Origin of the sequence: Thalassotalea sp. Y01 (assembly GCF_012932945.1) — a bacterium.
Taxonomy (GTDB): Bacteria; Pseudomonadota; Gammaproteobacteria; order Enterobacterales; family Alteromonadaceae; genus Thalassotalea_A.
Map to the genome: position 1 here is coordinate 107,430 of NZ_JABBXG010000006.1, position 20,197 is coordinate 127,626.

At 42.9% G+C, this 20,197-nt stretch carries 21 protein-coding genes and 2 tRNA genes; 5 read left to right on the forward strand and 18 right to left on the reverse strand.

Translation table 11 applies throughout. The annotated features are described in order from the left end of the window. Positions 1-13: 13 nt before the first annotated feature. The 9 genes from HII16_RS10450 to ybgC form a co-directional block, all read right to left on the reverse strand. Positions 14-89, reverse strand: a tRNA-Lys gene (locus HII16_RS10450). A gap of 74 nt (positions 90-163) precedes the next feature. Then, positions 164-239, reverse strand: a tRNA-Lys gene (locus HII16_RS10455). A gap of 254 nt (positions 240-493) precedes the next feature. Continuing rightward, complete coding sequence (ybgF, locus tag HII16_RS10460) at positions 494-1,258, reverse strand: tol-pal system protein YbgF (protein WP_169129955.1); 765 nt, start codon at positions 1,256-1,258, stop codon at positions 494-496. A 17-nt stretch (positions 1,259-1,275) separates the two neighbouring features. Next, positions 1,276-1,818 carry a peptidoglycan-associated lipoprotein Pal gene (gene pal, locus HII16_RS10465; protein WP_135439859.1) on the reverse strand — a complete coding sequence of 181 codons (543 nt, stop codon included), beginning with the start codon at positions 1,816-1,818 and terminating at the stop codon, positions 1,276-1,278. 48 nt (positions 1,819-1,866) lie between these two features. Beyond that, positions 1,867-3,222, reverse strand: coding sequence for a Tol-Pal system beta propeller repeat protein TolB (tolB, locus tag HII16_RS10470; protein WP_169129957.1), 1,356 nt, complete (start codon positions 3,220-3,222; stop codon positions 1,867-1,869). A gap of 8 nt (positions 3,223-3,230) precedes the next feature. Further along, complete coding sequence (gene tolA / locus HII16_RS10475; protein ID WP_169129959.1) at positions 3,231-4,223, reverse strand: cell envelope integrity protein TolA; 993 nt, start codon at positions 4,221-4,223, stop codon at positions 3,231-3,233. A 4-nt stretch (positions 4,224-4,227) separates the two neighbouring features. Then, positions 4,228-4,650, reverse strand: coding sequence for a protein TolR (tolR, locus tag HII16_RS10480; RefSeq protein ID WP_169129961.1), 423 nt, complete (start codon positions 4,648-4,650; stop codon positions 4,228-4,230). 15 nt (positions 4,651-4,665) lie between these two features. Next, on the reverse strand, positions 4,666-5,367 hold the full coding sequence (gene tolQ / locus HII16_RS10485; RefSeq protein WP_169129963.1) for a protein TolQ: 702 nt from the start codon (positions 5,365-5,367) through the stop codon (positions 4,666-4,668). Further along, positions 5,357-5,770, reverse strand: a complete 414-nt coding sequence (gene ybgC / locus HII16_RS10490) for a tol-pal system-associated acyl-CoA thioesterase (RefSeq protein ID WP_135439854.1) — start codon at positions 5,768-5,770, stop codon at positions 5,357-5,359. The genes tolQ and ybgC overlap by 11 nt, the downstream gene beginning before the upstream one ends. Before the next feature lie 511 nt (positions 5,771-6,281). Here ybgC and HII16_RS10495 point away from each other — a divergent pair. Next, positions 6,282-7,277: an XdhC family protein gene (locus HII16_RS10495; RefSeq protein WP_248289592.1), complete on the forward strand. Its 996-nt coding sequence runs from the start codon at positions 6,282-6,284 to the stop codon at positions 7,275-7,277. After that, positions 7,274-7,855 (forward strand): nucleotidyltransferase family protein, encoded by a 582-nt coding sequence (locus HII16_RS10500; protein ID WP_169129965.1) that lies wholly within the window; start codon positions 7,274-7,276, stop codon positions 7,853-7,855. The genes HII16_RS10495 and HII16_RS10500 overlap by 4 nt, the downstream gene beginning before the upstream one ends. A gap of 63 nt (positions 7,856-7,918) precedes the next feature. Here the strand turns inward: HII16_RS10500 and ruvB are convergent, their stop codons facing one another. The 4 genes from ruvB to aspS all read right to left on the reverse strand — a co-directional run bounded on the left by ruvB (position 7,919) and on the right by aspS (position 12,153). Next, a complete protein-coding gene (ruvB, locus tag HII16_RS10505) occupies positions 7,919-8,926 on the reverse strand; it encodes a Holliday junction branch migration DNA helicase RuvB (RefSeq protein ID WP_135439851.1) in 1,008 nt (335 codons plus the stop codon). 11 nt (positions 8,927-8,937) lie between these two features. Beyond that, on the reverse strand, positions 8,938-9,564 hold the full coding sequence (gene ruvA / locus HII16_RS10510; RefSeq protein ID WP_169129967.1) for a Holliday junction branch migration protein RuvA: 627 nt from the start codon (positions 9,562-9,564) through the stop codon (positions 8,938-8,940). Positions 9,565-9,678: 114 nt separating this feature from the next. After that, positions 9,679-10,206, reverse strand: coding sequence for a crossover junction endodeoxyribonuclease RuvC (gene ruvC / locus HII16_RS10515; protein WP_135439849.1), 528 nt, complete (start codon positions 10,204-10,206; stop codon positions 9,679-9,681). Between the two features lie 174 nt (positions 10,207-10,380). Beyond that, positions 10,381-12,153, reverse strand: coding sequence for an aspartate--tRNA ligase (gene aspS, locus HII16_RS10520; protein WP_169129969.1), 1,773 nt, complete (start codon positions 12,151-12,153; stop codon positions 10,381-10,383). Positions 12,154-12,569: 416 nt separating this feature from the next. Between aspS and cmoA the strand changes: the two genes are divergently transcribed. Continuing rightward, positions 12,570-13,304: a carboxy-S-adenosyl-L-methionine synthase CmoA gene (gene cmoA, locus HII16_RS10525; RefSeq protein ID WP_135439847.1), complete on the forward strand. Its 735-nt coding sequence runs from the start codon at positions 12,570-12,572 to the stop codon at positions 13,302-13,304. Beyond that, entirely contained in the window at positions 13,304-14,272 is a 969-nt protein-coding gene (gene cmoB / locus HII16_RS10530) for a tRNA 5-methoxyuridine(34)/uridine 5-oxyacetic acid(34) synthase CmoB (protein WP_169129971.1), read from the forward strand. Before cmoA ends, cmoB begins: the two co-directional genes overlap by 1 nt. A gap of 140 nt (positions 14,273-14,412) precedes the next feature. Here cmoB and HII16_RS10535 read toward each other — a convergent pair whose 3' ends face one another. The 3 genes from HII16_RS10535 to HII16_RS10545 form a co-directional block, all read right to left on the reverse strand. Continuing rightward, positions 14,413-14,859, reverse strand: coding sequence for a hypothetical protein (locus HII16_RS10535; protein WP_169129973.1), 447 nt, complete (start codon positions 14,857-14,859; stop codon positions 14,413-14,415). Between the two features lie 53 nt (positions 14,860-14,912). Then, positions 14,913-15,710, reverse strand: coding sequence for an enhanced serine sensitivity protein SseB C-terminal domain-containing protein (locus HII16_RS10540; protein ID WP_169129975.1), 798 nt, complete (start codon positions 15,708-15,710; stop codon positions 14,913-14,915). 128 nt (positions 15,711-15,838) lie between these two features. Beyond that, on the reverse strand, positions 15,839-16,726 hold the full coding sequence (locus HII16_RS10545) for a hypothetical protein (RefSeq protein ID WP_169129977.1): 888 nt from the start codon (positions 16,724-16,726) through the stop codon (positions 15,839-15,841). Positions 16,727-16,880: 154 nt separating this feature from the next. Here HII16_RS10545 and HII16_RS10550 point away from each other — a divergent pair, with 154 nt between their 5' ends. Then, entirely contained in the window at positions 16,881-17,270 is a 390-nt protein-coding gene (locus HII16_RS10550) for a hypothetical protein (RefSeq protein ID WP_169129979.1), read from the forward strand. 75 nt (positions 17,271-17,345) lie between these two features. Here the strand turns inward: HII16_RS10550 and HII16_RS10555 are convergent, their stop codons facing one another. Continuing rightward, positions 17,346-17,882, reverse strand: a complete 537-nt coding sequence (locus HII16_RS10555; RefSeq protein ID WP_248289593.1) for a redoxin domain-containing protein — start codon at positions 17,880-17,882, stop codon at positions 17,346-17,348. A gap of 274 nt (positions 17,883-18,156) precedes the next feature. Further along, positions 18,157-20,007, reverse strand: coding sequence for a M1 family metallopeptidase (locus HII16_RS10560; protein WP_169130150.1), 1,851 nt, complete (start codon positions 20,005-20,007; stop codon positions 18,157-18,159). Positions 20,008-20,197: the final 190 nt, after the last annotated feature.

Consider the following 20,197-nt stretch of genomic DNA (forward strand, 5'->3'; position numbering starts at 1 on the left):
GTAATAAAGAAAGTGGTCGGTCGTGAAGGATTTGAACCTTCGACAAATTGGTTAAAAGCCAACTGCTCTACCAACTGAGCTAACGACCGATATATATTTTCACATTCTCATATTGGTTTATTGAGAATGTAGTGTTAACAGTCACTTTCCTTGGTGAAGAAAGTGGTCGGTCGTGAAGGATTTGAACCTTCGACAAATTGGTTAAAAGCCAACTGCTCTACCAACTGAGCTAACGACCGACATAAGGTTTGTGTTAAGGCTTGGCGCCTCAACGCGGGGCATATGATACTGATAATAAATTTTAGTGCAACAACAATTTCTAGATTTTTGAAAAAAACTGTTTGTTAGCACAAAAAGTCAGCAAACAGAGCAAGTTATAATCACATTTTGTAAAAATATGTCATCAGCGCTCTATTAATTATTTCCCCTAAAAGAATGAAAAGGGCAATCATCCTTAGATATTGCCCTTAAAAATTCCTACGTTGCCAAATTATTATAGACTGGCTAAACGTGCTTTTGCCAATTGAGCTGCCGAAGATCCGGCATATTCTGAGACAACACGTTCGAACAGGGATTTTGCTTTCGCATTATTTCCTTGTTTTTGCGCGACCATACCCAGTTTCAACATCGCATCACTGCGCTTAGTAGAACTTTCATAGTTATTGATAACTATATTAAATTCTGCTTCTGCACCGCTTAAATCGGCCTTATTAAACAACAATTGCCCTAACCAATAATGGGCATTCGCTGAATAACTTGAGTTCGGATACTGTTGAGTAAAGTTTTTGAACTCAGCAATCGCTTGATCATAGCGTTTCTCTTTTAATACCAGATTAACGGCACGATCATAGGACTGATTCTCAGTTAGATTGGAAGAGTAATCTATTGACGATTGAGAAGCACCACCTGCATTCGATGCAGCTGCTGCTGCTGGTGCTTGTGACAATCGACGATCAATCTCCTGATATAGCTCACGTTGACGCTGCAGGATTTGATTAATCGTATAGGCTTGCTCTTCGGTTACCCCCCTTAACTCACTGACTTCCGTTTGTAAGTCATCGATTTGCTGTTGCATATCGATCAGCGCTCGATTTCGTACTTGCAACATGCGCTGCAATGATTCGACATCGGTAGGTTGAGATTGATTAACATTAGCCGATTGCTCGTTAATGTCGAGGACAGGGGCAGGCTCAGCAGCAAGTGCACTATTGGCACCTGCTGCAACCGCAAAACCTAAAAGAAGCTTATACGATTTCATCGATTACTCCGCCTGAATTAGTATACCAATACAGCGCGACGGTTTTTAGCGAACGCACCTTCTGAGCGATCGTTAACCGCTGGCTTTTCTTCACCGTAAGATACAGTTTCAATTTGTGAAGAAAGTACACCAGAGTTTTCTAGGTATTTTTGTACCGCTTGTGCACGACGCTCCCCAAGAGCGATGTTGTATTCAGGCGTTCCACGCTCATCGGCGTGACCTTCAATAACAACTTTAGTGTTAGAGTTTTTCACTAAAAATGTAGCATGCATATCTAAAATAGACGTTACAGACGTGTCTAATTTAGCGGTATCGAAATCGAAGTAAACCGTGTTAGAAGCAGAAAGCTTTTCAGCTTCTTCTTGCTTGATTTGCTCTAGACGAGCAATTTCAGCTGCTTTTGCCGCTTCAGCAGCTTCTTGCTCAGCTTGTGCTTGAGCCGCTGCATTATTTGCTGCGATTTGTGCTTCTTCATCAGTGGTATCGTTTGAAGAACAGGCTGCTAGGGCCAACATTGGCAAAGCTACTGCCATGCTTTTTACTAATTTATTTAAACGCATTATGTTTCCTTAATTAATATAAATTTTATTATTTTAAAATTATTGTTCTTATAAAAACGGTGACCATGCCGGTGATTTTACCTGACCATTTTTAGCCGGTAAGCGGGCCTTAAATCGACCGTCCACAGACACAAGTCCCAGTACTTGACGATTACCGTGCAAGGTACTGTAAATAATCATGCCGCCATTTGGCGCAATACTTGGTGATTCATCCAGGCGCGTTTTGGTTAGCACCTGAACTTGCGCGTACGAGCTTAGCTCTTGTTTGGCAAGATGGTATTGTCCTTGTGTTCTGTTCACCATAACCAGCTGACTGCCATCTGGAGTGATTGAACCGCCTAGATTCATCTCACCATCAAACGTCAGACGTCTCACTTTACCATCAGCTAAATTTACGCGATATAGTTGCGGTTTTCCACCCCGTTCTGATGTAAAAATCAAAGATTTTCCATCAGGCGACCAATTTGGTTCAGTATCAATGGCTCTGTGGCGGGTTATACGACGTAACTTTTTAGTTTCCAAAGCCATGACATAAACTTCTGGATTACCATCTTTAGACAATACCAGAGCCATGTTTTTGCCATCGGGTGACCAACGAGGTGCACCATTGATGCCTTTAAAGCTAGAGAGGACCTCGCGTTCAGCGGTGTAAATATTCTGGATATATATTTGTGCTTGACGCTTTTCAAAGGTCACGTAAGCCAACTTTGTGCCGTCTGGAGACCAAGTTGGTGACATCAGAGGCTCAGACGAACTTAACAAGACTTGTTCGTTATAACCGTCGTAATCAGCCATAACTAACTGATATGGTTTAGCGCCGCTATCGCGCACGACAATGTACGCTATTTTGGTTAAGAAGGCACCGCGTGTACCAGTCAATTTTTCATAAACCACATCAGAAATTTGGTGCGCTTTAGGGCGCAATAAATTCGCGGTGATGTACTGCGTTGGACGAGAATTAACTAATACATGGGAATTACCTTGCACCAACTGGCCATTTTGTAATGCTTGCCCTTCGCCGCCGGTCATTTGACCACGAATAATGTCGATCAGTTTGAATGAAACCAAAAAACGACCATCCTCGGTTTTTTCAATCTCGCCCATCACCAAGGCTTCTACACCCATAGACGCCCACGCTTGGTAGTCGATGTCTTCAACCTTCGATGGTGCCTGCGGCATGTTCATCGTGGCTACAGGGTTAAACTTACCACTGCGCAATAAATCTTCGCTGATAATTTTAGCAATGTCTTGTGGCAATGGTTCTGCGCCATCATATGAAAAAGGTAATACGGCAATCGGTCTTGCGGTATTAACACCGCCGGTGATCACCAACTCCAGTTCAGCATGGGCTTTCGTTAAAGCCAAGCAACATAAAGATAAGGTTAATAATAATTTTTTTAGCATAGTCTTCTTTAATTAAACTCTGGTGCGTAAGTAATGATGATGTTTTCTAATTGTTCAAACACTAACGGATCTTTCGATACAGGCAAAGTTCCGGCCTTATTGACCGCTTTAACCGCTTCTTGGCAAACTGCTCTATCGCCTTCTACCGCTGAGGCGCTGATAACAAAGCCGCTAGAAGCCAATTTAATACGTACTTTACAGGATTTACCACGCATTGTGGCCTCGTCCTGAATAAAGTTGCGCTCAATTGATTGCACAATCAAGGCACTGTATTTATCGACTTCACTCATCACCTGCTGGCTACGAGCACTTTGACGCGCCGCCATTTCTTCTAACATTTGTTGTTCTAACAAACGTTCTTGCTCTGCTCGTTCTGCCGCTTCTTTTTGCTTGCGCTCTTGCTCGGCTTTCTTGCGACGTCGCTCCGCTTCTGCTTGACGTGCCGCTTCTTCTTCACGTTCACGTTTCGCTTTTGCTTCTGCTGCCGCTTTTTCAGCCTGTTTGCGCTCAGCAACTTTCTTTTGTCGCGCTTTTTCTTCAGCCGCTGCTTTGGCTTTCGCCGTTCTCGCTGCGTCTTCAGCTTTTTTGCGTTCGACTTCTTTTTTCTTGCGATCGCTTTCTAACTTTTTAATGCGATCCGCTTCGGCTTGACGCTTCTTGCGCGCATCGTCGGCACGGCGTTCAAGATCCTTAATACGCTTTTGCTCACGCTCTTTCGCTCTAGCTTGTTCGCGTTTAAGCTTGTCCACCTGTTGTTGCAACTTAGATTGATCAACGACCACCGCATCGATAACCTGCATTTGCGGTTTCGGTGTCGGCTTTTGCTTTGGCGAAAAATCAGTATTTGCCATCAAAATAATCGCAAATACCGCATGCACAACTACCGCAGCGCCAAGGGCGATTAGATAATTTTGCTTGATTGTTTTGCCGTCGGGTAGATAGGTAAATATCCCCATACATCTATCGACTAAATTAGCAATCATCTTCTTGATAACGTTCACGCGATTAACTCTCCGGTGACTCAGTCATCAAACCAACCGATGGCACACCGGCATTTTGCAACAACACCATCAGCTGAATAACGGAATTGTAATTAACATTACCATCACCATTGACCACCACAGGGGTTTCAGGGTCTACGGTGAGTCGTGCTTTTACCAAGGTCGCGAGCTCATCTGGCTCTAGTGGCTCACTTTTGCTGTCACCGACGTTAAGATAAAAACGACCATTAGCATCAACACTGGCTACCAAAGGTGTTTTAGAATCTTCTGATAGCGCCTCTGAATCCGCTTTTGGTAAGTCGACTTTCACCCCTTGAGTGATCAATGGTGCTGTTACCATAAAAATAATCAGCAAGACCAGCATCACGTCAATATAAGGAACAACGTTGATTTCAGCTACGCGTTTGCGTTTGGAACGAACATACATAGTCGCTCTCCCGAATTACTGAGCAGATTGCTGAGATTGTTGTGACATAGCCACCGACTGACGTTGTAAAATACTGGAAAACTCTTCCGTAAAGTTACCGTAACTGTTCTCCAGTTTTTCGACACTGTGTGAGAAACGGTTAAATGCCATTACTGCAGGAATCGCAGCAAATAACCCCATCGCCGTGGCGATCAAAGCTTCAGCAATACCAGGAGCAACCATGGCTAAGGTTGCTTGTTGTACAGCGCCTAAGGCAATAAATGAATTCATGATCCCCCAAACCGTACCAAACAAACCGATATATGGACTGATTGAACCAACCGTCGCTAAAAATGATAGGTGGGTTTCTAATTCGTCAACCTCGCGAGATAAGGCGACGCGCATAGCGCGGTGAGTACCATCAACGACTTCCTGCGATGAAGCGCCTGGGTTTTTACGAATGCGGGCAAACTCTTTAAACCCGGCAACAAATAGACTTTCTAGGCCGACAAAATGGCCTCGAGAATTAATTTCTTTATATAACTTACTTAGGTCGGCGCCTGACCAGAATTTATCTTCAAATGATTGGGCATGAAGTTTGGCATTATTTAATACTTTTGAACGCTGAATGATCATGGTCCATGAAGCAATAGAGAAACCCAGTAAGGTCAACATAACTGCTTTTACGAGTAAACTGGCTTGCAAAAATAAATCAAAAAACGATAGTTCAGCGTGCACTGGTTAATGCTCCTAATATGACTTGAGGAATTGGGCAAGGTCGGGCTTTTTCTAAATTCACACTGGCAACTAACACAGAGATACTGCATAACAGTACACCGTCTTGGTTGTGTATATCTTGCTTAAATTGCAAACTTGCCTTTTTTAAATTCGAAATTGTTGTTGTTATGGTTAGTAAGTCATCCAGTTTTGCAGATGCTTTGTTATCCATTTCTACTTTTCTGACCACGAAGCCAAGTTTTTGTTCAAGAAAAAAAGATTGGTTAATACCCAAGGCTCGTAACCATTCTGTGCGCGCACGTTCAGCAAACTTTAAATAGTTTGCATAATAAACTATGCCACCGGCATCGGTGTCTTCGTAATAAACTCGGAGCTGATAGGTAAAATTATTATTTTTATCCATGAATGGTTCTTTGAGTGGCTACCACAACTATAAGGCCCTATCTTACGTCATATCTGGCCTTGGCCTCAAGTGCAGGCGGTTATTTTTTGCAGAAATTATAAGCAACATAGCAAAAAAATTGGCGAAAAAATGCGAAGGCAAGAATTAACGCAAATTTTTATTATCCATAACAGGTCATTTTGGGTGACCAACAACGTTAATAAATATTTAACATTTACGCTTTATACGCATACATCACGGCAACAATTGCATATTTAGTCATTTCTTTCACCTCACTTATGTCGCATTAGTTTTTTTTATGCGAAAACCAAAAAAATCTTGTTTGTTGCTAAAAAAAAATCTCTATAGAATGCACGCATCTCAGAAACATCTCTTGTTATTTATTGTTCCTGGATTTATTTAACTTCCTACTATCAACTCTTATTGTTGTGCCCACTTGAATTCAAGTGGGCTTTTTTTTTGCCAAATAAACAATTAATCAGTAAGTTATAAGCAATGCTTTCAACTTAATATGCTCATGCAACTTACCGATATAGCCGTTTTAGAACATGCCAATACCTTATTAAGCAATAATCACAGCTTTTGGTTGTGCACGATTACTAATACTTATGGTTCAGCGCCCCGCCCTATAGGCTCACTATTTATCACTGACGGTGTACAACGGTTTGGTTCCATATCTGGTGGCTGCCTAGAAGACGCATTTGTTGATATGCTAAATGACGACTATTTTAACAAATGTAATCAAGTCTTTGTTTACGGCGAACATGGCCAACAAGCCGCCAGTTATGCTGAATTGCCGTGTGGTGGACGGATCCAATTGCTTATTGAATACATCGATGCCAACCAAATTGAGCGTGATTACTTTCAACAATGGTTAGACTTAGCACATGACCAGCGCCCCTATCAAAGAACGGTACACTTAGATTCTCAATCACGGCAACTGTGCGCTATCGATTCTAATGCTCCGCCTTTGCACAGTATTGAACAGATTGGCGATGAAATTAAACTGCATTATCAGGAGATATTTCAGTTATTGTTAATTGGTATAGGCTTGGTTAGCGAACAAATCGCTCGCCTCGGGTTATTAAGTGGTTTTGACGTCAAGGTGTGTGACATGCGCAAAGAACTCAGCAACACCTGGCAGTTCGACAAGAAACACGGTGGTGTAGATATTACCTGGATGTCCCCAGACGACTTTGTCAGTCAATACACTACGTCCAATAGTGCCGTACTGGCCTTAGCCCACGATCCAAGATTAGATGATGTCGCATTGATGACGGTATTTGAAAGCAAAGCATTTTATATCGGAGCTATGGGTTCAGTGCGCACCACAGAGAAACGCTTAGAACGATTAAAGCGTATATGCGGTTTTAATGACCAGCAATTAAGCCGACTTAATGCGCCAATTGGTTTGCACATCGGCAGTAAAACACCGGTAGAAATTGCCATTGCGACGATGGCTGATATTATTCGTGTGCGACATGGTGTAAGTAAACAAGAGTTATGATGACAGACATGCCAGAGCAACATGTTGCGATCATTTTAGCCGCCGGTTATTCCAGACGATTTGGCGCAGATAAACGATTTAGTGGTGAACCACCACTGTTGTTGCAAACACTGGCAACAGTAAAATGCCACTTTGACATTGTCTATTTAGTGCATCGTCATGAGGATGCAAAACTTATTGATTTAATAGACGATAAGGCAATTCAATTAATCTCAGCACCGGCGGTCGATATAGGTTTGGGAAGCAGTCTAGCTGCGGCGATGTTGCGCATCACTCAGCAACCGGCGGTTGGTTGGGTATGGGTGTTTCTCGCGGATATGCCAGACATTAATGGGCAAAGCGTTATTTTATTAAAACAGGCTGTGTTGCCTGAGCATATCATTCGGCCAACCTATCAGGCACAACATGGTCACCCAGTGGGGTTTTCTAAACCGTATTTTCAGCAGTTGACTAAGCTATGTGGAGATAGTGGCGCAGCACATATTATAAAAGCCAATAGCGCAAAGTTGATCACTGTGGAAGTCGACGATAAGGGCACCATAACCGACTATGATCACCCTGAGCAACTCTCAAAATAAGTATCTAAACAAGCTTAATAAAAGAGTCGCTTAACAAGTTTTTCGCTAACGTGTAAAAACCAATTAGCGTTCCGGCATATCAAGACCAAAATGCAAATACGCCTTGGACGTAACAATACGACCTCTTGGGGTGCGTTGCAAAAAGCCTTGTTGAATCAAGAAAGGTTCAATAACGTCTTCAATGGTTTCTCGTTCTTCACCAATTGCCGCAGCGATATTATCGAGCCCTACCGGTCCACCATCAAATTTCTCCATAATGGCCAGCAATAACTTGCGATCCATTAAATCAAAACCTTCCGAGTCAACCTCAAGCATATTTAACGCTCTAGCTGAAACGTCTTGATTGGCAACACCATCGGCTTTGACTTCGGCATAATCACGCACACGACGTAACAATCGGTTCGCAATTCGAGGGGTGCCGCGAGAGCGTTTGGCAACTTCTAATGCACCATCGTCATCCATTTCTACATTTAAGAAATGCGCGCTACGGGAAATGATGTGCTTTAAGTCACTTACTTTATAAAATTCTAAACGCTGCACGATACCAAAACGGTCTCGCAATGGCGACGTTAATGCGCCGGCACGGGTTGTCGCGCCAATCAATGTAAACGGTGGCAAATCAAGTTTAATCGAACGTGCTGCCGGACCTTCACCAATCATGATGTCGAGTTGATAATCTTCCATCGCTGGATAAAGAATTTCTTCCACCATTGGGCTTAAACGGTGAATTTCATCAATAAAAAGAACATCGTTCTCTTCAAGGTTGGTTAACAATGCCGCTAAGTCACCGGCCTTTTCTAATACCGGGCCCGAGGTGGTACGTATATTAACGCCCATTTCATTGGCAACAATATTGGCAAGCGTTGTTTTACCTAAGCCTGGAGGCCCAAAGATCAGCAAATGATCAAGCGGCTCTTCGCGCTTTTTCGCTGCTTGAATAAAGATTTCCATCTGCTCTTTTACATGGTCTTGGCCGGTGTAATCGGCAAGCATTTTCGGGCGTATTGCCCTATCGATGGTTTCTTCTTCTTTACTTAATGTAGGTTGTATTAAACGATCCGCTTCAATCATAATTCTTTAACTTATAACATCGATTTCAAGGCATCACGAATAAGTTCTTCCGAACTCATTTCTTGCTGATATACCGCTGTAACCGCTTTATCTGCCTGCGCCGCTTTGTAGCCCAATGACACCAATGCGGTAATGGCATCTTCTTTCGCTGTTGTTACTGTCGTAATAGCCACTTCGCCGTCCACCATATCTAGACTAATGGCATCGGTGACCGGTGTGTCAATATCGAGTCCCCAGTCTTTTAATTTATCGCGCATTTCAATTAATAGGCGCTCTGCGGTTTTCTTACCTACCCCAGGAATTTTTACTATGGTGGTGACGTCATCAAGATTTACGCAATGAACAAACTGATTTGCCGACATGTTAGATAATATAGCTAACGCCAACTTTGGCCCGACGCCATTGACCTTAATCAGTAAACGAAAAAGCTTACGCTCTGTTTGATTGGCAAAACCATATAATTGCTGCGCGTCTTCGCGAACCGCAAAATGGGTATAGATAATCGCTTCTTGACCGAGCTGAGGTAAATGATAAAAGCTGGTCATTGGTAAGGTGACTTCATAACCAACGCCGGCACATTCCAATAATATTTCCGGTGCCTGTTTATCAACAAGCAAGCCGCGCAATCTTCCTATCACTTTGTATCCTGATGTTATTCTTTATTGCTATGGGTCATACAGTAACACTGTATAAATATATAGTAAACTATTTTCCCTATTCGGCAAGTCTATACAGACCTGCGTTTTCGAAAACTATCGCAATCGTCCGCGTACGGTTTTCTTTGCCTGACCGGCCATCTTTATTAAAGAGTCATAACTATGGGCGTGACAAATAGCGACCGCTAAGGCGTCAGCAGCGTCCGCTTGTGGTATCGACGGTAACTTCAATATAGAGGTAACCATATGTTGGACTTGTTCTTTTTTAGCCGCACCTGTGCCAACAACGGCTTGTTTAATTTGTCTTGCGGAGTATTCGGCAACATCAAGTTCAGCATTAGTTGCCGCAACGATAGCGGCTCCACGCGCCTGGCCTAATTTCAAAGCGCCGGCAGGATTCAAGCCCATAAAGACTTGCTCAATGGCAAACATATCTGGCTTAAACTGGGTAATGAGCTCACTCACCCCCGCAAAAATGACTTGCAAACGCGACGCGATATCATCGCCGGCAGACAAGGTTTTGATGCAACCGCTGCCAAGGTATTGAAACTTACGGCCCTGTTTATAGATCACACCGTATCCGGTGATGCGAGAACCGGGGTCGATGCCAAGAATGATGCTCATACTGTTATTATTTTACCGATGAATGACGACGGTTAGAGTTAGCATAAACGCAAATTGGTGTGATGCCAACCAATGTATCGCAGCATTAAGTGCTGCGGTTGACCGCGACTTATGCTCGAACATAAAAAAGCCTCGAATGCTCGAGGCTTATTAACTCGCTTTAGTGACTAAAGGTTACTGCTCTGCTTTAGGCTCAACAACAGATGCGATACCCAGTTCTTTCAACTGCTCTGGGTTTGCTTGACCTGGTGCGTTAGTCAATGGACACGCCGCGGTTGTTGTTTTAGGGAACGCCATAACGTCGCGAATTGATGTCGCACCCGTCATTAGCATAACCAAACGATCCAGACCGAATGCCAAACCGGCATGTGGCGGCGTACCGTAGCGTAACGCTTCTAATAAGAAACCAAATTTCTCTTGCGCTTCTTCATCAGAGATGCCCAAAATTCTAAATACCGCAGCTTGCATTTCTTGGTTATGGATACGTACTGAACCACCACCTAATTCGACACCGTTTAGAACCATGTCGTACGCATTAGATAGCGCGCCAATTGGGTTTGCTTCTAGCTCTTGTGCGGTTAATTTGGTTGGTGCAGTAAATGGGTGGTGCAATGCATGCAAGTGACCATCGGCCTCTTCAAACATTGGGAAATCAACGACCCATAGTGGCTTCCATTCATCGCTAACGATGCCAAGGTCTTCACCAAGCTTCAAACGCAATGCGCCAAGCGCCTCCGTTACGACGGTGTAGTCATCGGCACCAAAGAAAATGACGTCACCAGATTTTGCATTGGTACGTTCAAGTAGCGCCGCTACTGCGGTTTCAGGCAAGAACTTTAAGATTGGCGACTGGATGCCGTCCATGCCAGCATCGATGTCATTAACCTTCATCCAAGCCAAACCTTTGGCACCATAAATACCGACAAACTTGCCGTATTCATCGATGTTTTTACGAGAGAACGTCGCTGCCGCACCTGGCACACAAATTACCGCCACGCGGCCTTTAGGATCATTTGCAGGGCCATTGAATACTTTAAATTCAACGTCTTTCAAAATATCCGCAACATCAATCATCTCTAATGGGTTACGCAAATCAGGCTTATCTGAACCAAAACGGGTCATCGCTTCTTGGTAACTCATGTGCGGGAATGTGCCCAGATCAACATTTAATAAGTCTTTGAACAATTCGCTGATCATGGTTTCAGTTACTTGCATGACTTGGTCGGCGGTCATGAATGATGTTTCGATATCGATTTGGGTAAATTCAGGCTGACGGTCAGCACGCAAATCTTCATCACGGAAACATTTTACGATTTGGTAATAACGCTCTTGACCAGACATCATAAGCAATTGTTTAAACAGCTGTGGCGATTGCGGTAAGGCAAAGAAATTACCCTTGTGCGTGCGGCTTGGTACAAGGTAATCACGCGCACCTTCAGGTGTTGCGGCGGTTAAGATTGGTGTTTCAATATCCATGAAACCTTGGCTTTCCAATGAACGACGCACGGCTGATGTAACTTGGGCACGAAAACGTAAACGCTCAGTCATTTCTGGGCGGCGAAGATCTAAGTAACGATATTTCAAACGATTCTCTTCGCTGTTTTCTTGGTTAAAGTCGATTGGCAATGGCGCTGCTTTGTTAAGGATATTAAGCTCTAAACCTAATACCTCAATCGCACCTGTTGCCATATCTTTGTTTACTTGCGACTCAGGACGAGCGCGAACTTTACCTTTAACTTGTACGCAAAATTCATTACGTAACGTGTTCGCCACTTCCAAAACTTCTGGCAAATCCGGATCGAAAACTACTTGTACAATACCTTCACGGTCTCGCATATCAAGAAAGATTACCGCGCCCAAATCACGACGACGATTAACCCAACCACATAATGTAACTTCTTCACCGATGTGAGACTCATTAACCTCACCACAAAATACGCTACGCATTATAATTTATCCTGCTCATGTCTATTACTGGTCTGATCCTTTGCAGTGTTATTATTACACTGCTTTGCTAAGCCTTTTCTCAAGCTCAGCTCCTCGCGTATAACGCCATAAGGAACAAGACAAAAATCAAAGGCGGATATTATAGCGAATAGCGGTGCAATGTCACCTATTGGCTCGATATTTTACGAGAATAAATCGACACAACGTGCTTGCTGTTAAGCCACAAATATAAAAATTCAGGCTTTTTGGGTCGCAAAGCTGATAAAACGAATAAAAAGACGTCGTTAATACTCGTTTAAGCTTTTGTTTATCTGGTATAATTTGCCTAGGCTCAATAAAAGATTGCGATATCATCCGTGTGGTTTCATGCAAAGTGTATAGCGCAGCCAATCAATTAAAGATTCAACAAACAGTTAATGACAGATAAACAGACCGATATAATTTATTCAAAGCCGCAAGCAAAGGTAGGCGATTTCCGTTTCGATGCACAGGTCGTTGAAGTATTCCCGGATATGATCAAACGATCTGTTCCTGGCTACTCAAACATCATTGAAACCATAGGCCAGCTGAGTAAGCGCTACGCACAGAGCAACAGTAACATATATGATTTAGGCTGTTCTCTTGGTGCCGCAAGTTTAGTGATGCGTCAAAACATAGATGCCAACAACTGTAAAATTATCGCCATCGATAGCTCAAAAGATATGGTGCAGCGCTGTCAAATGCACGTTAATGCTTTTAAAGCAGCAACCCCATGCGAGGTTCATGAAGGTGATATATTAGAGTTCCCAATGGAGAATGCCTCGGTCGTGGTACTCAATTTCACCCTACAGTTTATTGAACAAGATAAACGACAACAATTGATGGATAAAATCGCGGAGTCGTTATTGCCTGGCGGTATATTGATCCTGTCGGAAAAAATTTATGATGGCGATGAAACCTGCCGTGAGTTACTCAACGATTTGCATCATGATTTTAAACGAGCGAATGGTTACAGCGACTTAGAAATCGCACAAAAACGTGCGGCCATTGAAAACGTCATGCGACCAGATGTTCTGGAAACCCATTATCAGCGTTTACGCCAAGCCGGCTTTAGTCATGCCACAAGCTGGTTTCAATGCTTTAACTTTTTCTCACTAATCGCCATAAAATAATGAAAAACGTATTCAATCAATTTTATCAACAAATCGCCGGTAACCGTCTGGCTCATTGGCTTACCCATTTGCCTGCGCAATTGGAAAACTGGCAAAAAAATGAGCTGCATGGCGAGTTTAAACAGTGGCAGAAAACCCTTGATGTGTTACCACAAACCGAACCTTCAAGCATTGATATTAGCAATGGCGTCACCATTGGTAGTGCCGATGATATCCCTGCGGGCCAGCAAAAGCGCATTGAAGCTCTGTTGAAAAACTTCAAGCCATGGCGCAAAGGCCCTTATCATGTGCATGGTGTTCACATTGATACCGAATGGCGCAGCGACTTTAAATGGGATCGCCTAGAACCACATATCAGCGATTTAAAAGACAGATACATATTGGATATTGGTTGTGGCAGTGGTTATCACTTATGGCGTATGCGTGGTGCCGGTGCCAAATTTGTTGTCGGTGTCGACCCAACACAACTGTTTATGATGCAGTTTTTGTCGATGCAGCATTTCATTAAAGACCCTGCAGTTAACCTATTACCACTAGGCGTTGAGCACCTGCCCGAGTTAAAAGCCTTTGATACCGTTTTTGCAATGGGTGTTTTATATCATCGCAAATCACCAATCGACTTTTTACAGCAACTGAAAGCACAGTTAGTAAAAGGCGGTGAGTTAGTGCTTGAAACCTTAGTTATCGAAGGTGATAAAAACACGGTATTGGTGCCAGGCGATCGCTACGCAAAAATGCGTAACGTTTGGTTTATTCCGAGTGCAGAGGCGTTAGTATTCTGGATGGAACGTTTGGGCTTTAAGAATGTGCGCGTGGTTAACACTGACCAAACCGCCTTTGAAGAACAACGTAAGACCGATTGGATGGATACCGAGTCATTGCAAGATTTTCTTGATCCTAACGACCCGAAGAAAACCATTGAAGGTTACCCTGCACCACTGCGTGCCATTATTGTCGCGAATACTTAATTAGCGACGACGCTTTAATGGATTGTCGTATCGAGAATATGACAATCCATACACCTAACTTCATCTCGAACTAACACCGTCATACCGTTTCAAAAAACGTCATCCCGAACTCGATTCGGGATCTTCTATTCATTCAGGAATTAAGATTGGGTAAAAGTGAGATACCAATTGTTTGATAACGGTATATCGTACGCGAATACGTCCTCACCGCGAGAGGCAATCACTGCCTTCCAGTTTTCTTTGTCATGAACAACAGGATCGAATAGCTGCGGTGATTGACGATTGTAATGGAACTTATAAGAATACCCTTTGCCTGCAAATCCAGTAACATGCCTGCTTAAACTAATTTGGCATTGATTATTGTCGTGTCTGATCATTAGATAATCGATATTGATATCATCAAGGCGTTGCTTGAGATCTCCATAATCAACATCTTTTGTTTTCGAGGCATACCAACGACCTTCATATAACATTGCACATGCCAAATCAGTAACGTCGCTGAATACGGATTCTGCGGCCTTGTATTCAGCAACTAACGTTTTGTCATCTAACGAAGAAAAGTCTTCGAGCAGTATATATAAACTCAAGTTGATTAGCAGAAAAAAACAGGACAACTCTTTTCATACTGCTAAAAATTTTGCTACGCATGCCCCGACCCCAACCAAGAGAATAATCGACGGCCCCATTTTCTCTCATAAAATGGCTGGGTGTGTTCTTTTAAATACTGGCTAACGCCTTGGTCGTTTTCCTCAACGCGAACCACATCAACAAACTCGCCTTCGGGTACGGTATCGCTGGCAACGCTGCCCGCTTCGGTCATCACTTTATGTGCCAGGCCAGTGACTTCGATACCTATCAATAAATGTGGGTGCTCATCAATGGACGTGTCATGCATCAATGCTAGGTAAGCCTTTTTAACGTTGCGATGCTGGCAAAATAACTGAGTTAACGCATCCACCATTTCTGCCGGATAAATAGATGGTTGCCCAAGTAACACTTTGGTTTCTTCCTCAACCACTCTTTGCTGTGGTGATTGACTGACACCATCCGTTAATAGGTTGTTCACCTCGTCAGGCAAAAACTCTTTGCCATAGTCAGATTTAGGATTTAAAAACAAAGTCGCGCCTTGAGTTAATTCGAATAAAGAACGCGCAGGTAACGCCAGATAAGATTCATCCTGGTCAATAGATTTCTGCAGTACCTCAAGTGATGAAAAAAATGGGATTACCGGTGAACCGTCTGGCATTTGCCATTGTTGAATTTGAATTTTACTGTCGGCTGCCGCTTCGACTGTACCTTGTTCGTCGGGCTCTCCCGCCGTGCCAAGCAAGAATATCTCGGATTCTAATAGCACGTCGCAAAACTGTAGACGGTTTACAGGTTCATTGGCGGCGAGTCGTAAACACTCTTCAAGTTTGTTTTCTTCCACTGACTTCATGGCACCCCCTTTCTTTAATGCGCTCTATTTCTAATGTAATGCACAGACGAAACTTGTCAATTTTTGGAGCACAAAAGAACAAAAAAAGGACAACCTAAGTTGTCCTTTTTAATTGAAAATACAGACGATTACAAACCGTGTTTACGTGTCATGCGCTCTGCAAATAACTTGGCAAATAAAGGCGCAGAATTTTCATCCATATTAAAATACAATGATGGCTCAATGAGTTCAGCTTCCATCATCGCAAATCTATCGCCGATTCGAACAAAATCAACGCGCGCGTACATTGGCATTTCATCAATCTGAGCAAGTTTTGCCATGGCATGCTCTGCTTGCTCGCGCAATACAGGTTCAGCATCAACCAATTTAAGTCGACCACCGTGCTCTTCTTGAACGCGAAAATCATTTTCTTTTGGTGTCTTTAAAATACTGTGGCTGTATTGACCATCAAAGTAAAAACACGAATATTCACCTTCATTGATGACGCTTTCAACAAATGGCTGCACCATAAAATCACGTGACCCAAATGCGTTAGCTAAATCTTGTTTATACTCTTGCCAGTTTTGCGTGGTTAGCCAAAAGGTGTTGTCCGCATTGGCACTGACACAAGGCTTAATGACAATTTGTTGGGTATCAAAGCGCGCAAAGTATTCACCAACCAAGGCTTCATTGTATTGCTCTTCCCAGATAGTCGGGACAATGTTGACCGAATATTGCTCTAACTCTCGCAGGTACTTTTTGTTGATGTTCCATTGGACAATGTTGATTGAGTTCTCAAGTACGGCACTGGATTGTTCAATATCAGTAAGTACTTGCATGAACAATGGTGCATCATCTTGATAATCCCAAGGGGTGCGAATTAGCACAACGTCATATTGGTTCCAATCAACGTTGCTCTGGCGCCATGACACCATATGGGTTTGCCAGCCAAGTTCTAGCAATGGCTGATCGAATAAATGATCGTATGCCTCAAAATCATCTAGGCAATCCATGGTTAAAATAGCGCAATGTTTCAACAGACATCCCCTTATAAATTGAATTAAAAGTGTTTTTTATCACCGTAAAATAACACGGTAGGTAAAATTGTTGGCAGAGTTTAACCTGTTTTAGTTGACCGCAACAACCGAAACCACGTAAATTAACAAAAGATAATAACAGCAGGACCTGTTCATGAAAAAAATAACAACATTGACCGCGCTAAGTTTACTGTGTTTCGGTATCAACACTGCGATTGCCGAGCAATCTCAACCACTTGCTACACCGTCTGATAGCGAGCAAGTTGGCAGTGAGTCCACCATAAATATTCCGGTATTAGATGATGCTCATATTTTTTCTCAATTCAATGATGAATTGCCAGCGATGGTGACCTATTTTACCAAGTCAGACTTTGACCAAGTACGACAGTTTTACAGTGAGCAATTTGGCGCGCCAAGTTCAGATAGAATCCAGTACGGTCGCTTAGAGTTGCATTTTGATCACTTAGGCAATGACGTACGAGTTATTGTTGACGAACAACAAAGTCATCATGAAGTCGATGTGATCATGGTTGTTAAGCAATAACATCAGCACCTTTTAGACAAAAAAAAGCCTGCAATTGCAGGCTTTTTTCTTGTAAGGGTTTAGCGATTGACCGCCCTACGGCGCATGCATACCACGTATAGGGTAGTTATTGTCTGGGTTGCGTATCCAACCAATACCATTGACCAGTGCCTCTAATTCAGGACGTACAAATGGGTTATTTGAGATATCAACCACGTGCAAATTGCCTTGTTCATTGACCACAAACAAGCCAGGCTCAGCAAATACATGGTCGGTTTCTTGTGGTGAGCGTGGGTCAGATAAATACAAGCCTAGGGTTTGCATTTGAGCAATGCTCAAGCCGTAAGCAAAAGGGAAATTGACTGACAACTGCGTTTTGTGTTGCTGCAGTTGTTCTAAACTATCCGCCGATACCGCAATAATATCTACGCCAACATCAAGCAATGCTTGTTGGTAGTTTTGCAGATTATTCAAATATTTTGTACATAATGGGCAGTGCCGACCGCGATAAACCAACACCAATTGCCAATCAGTGTTAGCTTGTCTCGATTGACCTAGTCGCACCGTATCACCACTCTCTAGCACAACATCTATTGCAGGAAAGTGGTTACCTGCGCTTAATTTAAGGCTCATAGTCGTATCCGTCATATTCAAAGTCGCTCTATTCAACATCAGAGTAATGGTTTATCGAGTTTAAAATGAATCAAAATCGACGCTTACTAGACTCAACAACTTGTTTATCAGTGCAGTTAATCCATTGTACAGTGACGCCTTTGTTACAGTATTTATAGCGATATTCATTTTGAAGCTCTCGTCAAAGTGTAGTAAAAACTATGCCAACCGAGAAACTTCATAAAAAAAGCCCAAGTCAGCAACTCACTTGGGCTTTGATTAAGGTAAATACATTTTATTTGCTGAGGATGTCGTCAACAGTACCTTGCGCTAATGGGTGATAGCCTGGGCGAGCGATGGCAAATACACGTTTAGCGAAGGCATGACCTTGCTCTGACTCAGCAAGCTTTTTATACAAAGGCACAATCAGCTTACGGCGACCAATGGCAATTAAATACTGCTCTAGTTCAGGCATAATGACATCATAGCCAGAGTGCAACGCCAATAAATACCATGCATGTGCAATTTCAGCGTTTTGACTCTTGGTTAAATTAAACGCTTTGTCTAATTCTGCCATCTTCTCTTCATTTAAATCACGATCCAAACCATTAATGAAATAAAGCCATTCATGCACGGTCCAATTAGCGGTTGGCAACTGGCTTAGTGTTAACTCGCCCGCCTGCCATTGACGCTTTTGCTGTTCGACTTTTACAAACACATCGGATTGTGGCTGTGGTGCATCAGCGGGTAATCCGGTTCCAAAAATCCACTCATTCACTTCTTTATCGGCAACAATACCCGGATATTTATGAATTAAATGCGTATTTAAATAGCTGATAAACTCTTTAGTGCCGATTGATTTAAACGCAAAGTGATTAAAATAATCCAACACGAATGGGTCAAATTTCTCGCGACCAAATCGCTGCTCTAAAAACATCAGAAATAATTGGCCTTTAACATAGGGCACATCACTGAACGCCGCATCTGGGTCTCGACCTTGTAAGTCGAGGTACAGTATCGAATCACTGGCTGGCAAATCGGCTAGGTCCGTGTGCAAGTCTGCAACGCCTAATGCTTGCTCCATAATGGCTCTGTCATTGCCAAATACGCGCTCCATAATGCGGTTTTCAACATAAGAAGTGAAACCTTCGTTCAACCAAAGGTCACGCCAGCTTTCGTTAGTGACTAAGTTGCCAGACCAAGAATGTGCGAGTTCATGGGCAATCAAGTTAACTAATGATTTGTCGCCGGCGACTACGGTTGGCGTAATAAATGAAAGTCTAGGGTTCTCCATACCGCCAAAAGGAAAGCTTGGTGGTAATATTAACAAGTCATAACGTCCCCAGCGATATTCGCCATACATGGCTTCAGATACGTCAATCATATCTTGGGTATCGTTGAATTCAGCAACCGCACGTTCAAGAATATACGACTCCGCATAAACGCCGGTTTGCTCACTCATTGCTTTAAACTGTAGGTCACCCACACCGATAGCAATTAAATAGGCCGGTATGGCTTGTGGCATAGAAAAGAAATAATCACCATCTTTTGTGGCATTTGGTTCATTATTGGCACTCATTACCGCGAGTAACGACGGATCGGTTTTAATGCGAGCCGTATAGGTCATACGCACCGCCGGGGTATCTTGAATCGGGATCCAGCTTCGCGCATGTATTGCTTGGTTCTGGCTGAACATAAACGGGTATTTTTTACCTTGGGTTTGTTCTTTACCTAACCACTGCAGACCCGATGCTTTTTCGGTTGATTGATAGTAAATTCTAACTGTTTTCGCTTGAAACTTAGGGTCTATGGTTAATTTTGAGCCCATAACGTCATCTCGAGACGCTAATTGATGTGCGACGTTATGCCACTTGCCCTGCTCATCTTGTGCCATCGCACGGTCGATAATAAGGTCACGGGTATCAAGCACCACTGAGGTCGGTTCATCCTGCAACCAATTTAATGTCAGGTCAGTAAACCCTTTGACCGCTTTTTGTTGAAAATCTATTTCAAGGTCAAGATAGGCGTGAGTTACATTAACTTGATCGTAATTGGCATAGGTTAAATTGTCTTTAACTTCGGCAACTGAGGCAAAAGACACCAGCAACATGCTACAAAGCAAAGAATTGAAAAGCTTTATCATAATTTTCCATCGTTATAATTTATATCACCGCTGATAGTCTACTTGGCAAGCCACTGTTTGCAAGGCGAATCATGATAATGCCTAGATAAATTGATAATAGTGGTAAAAACCTTGCTGGAAATGAAAACAACAGATGAATTTTTGCGGGAGATTTGCGATAATTTTGCATCCTGAGTAAAAATACTTCAATTAA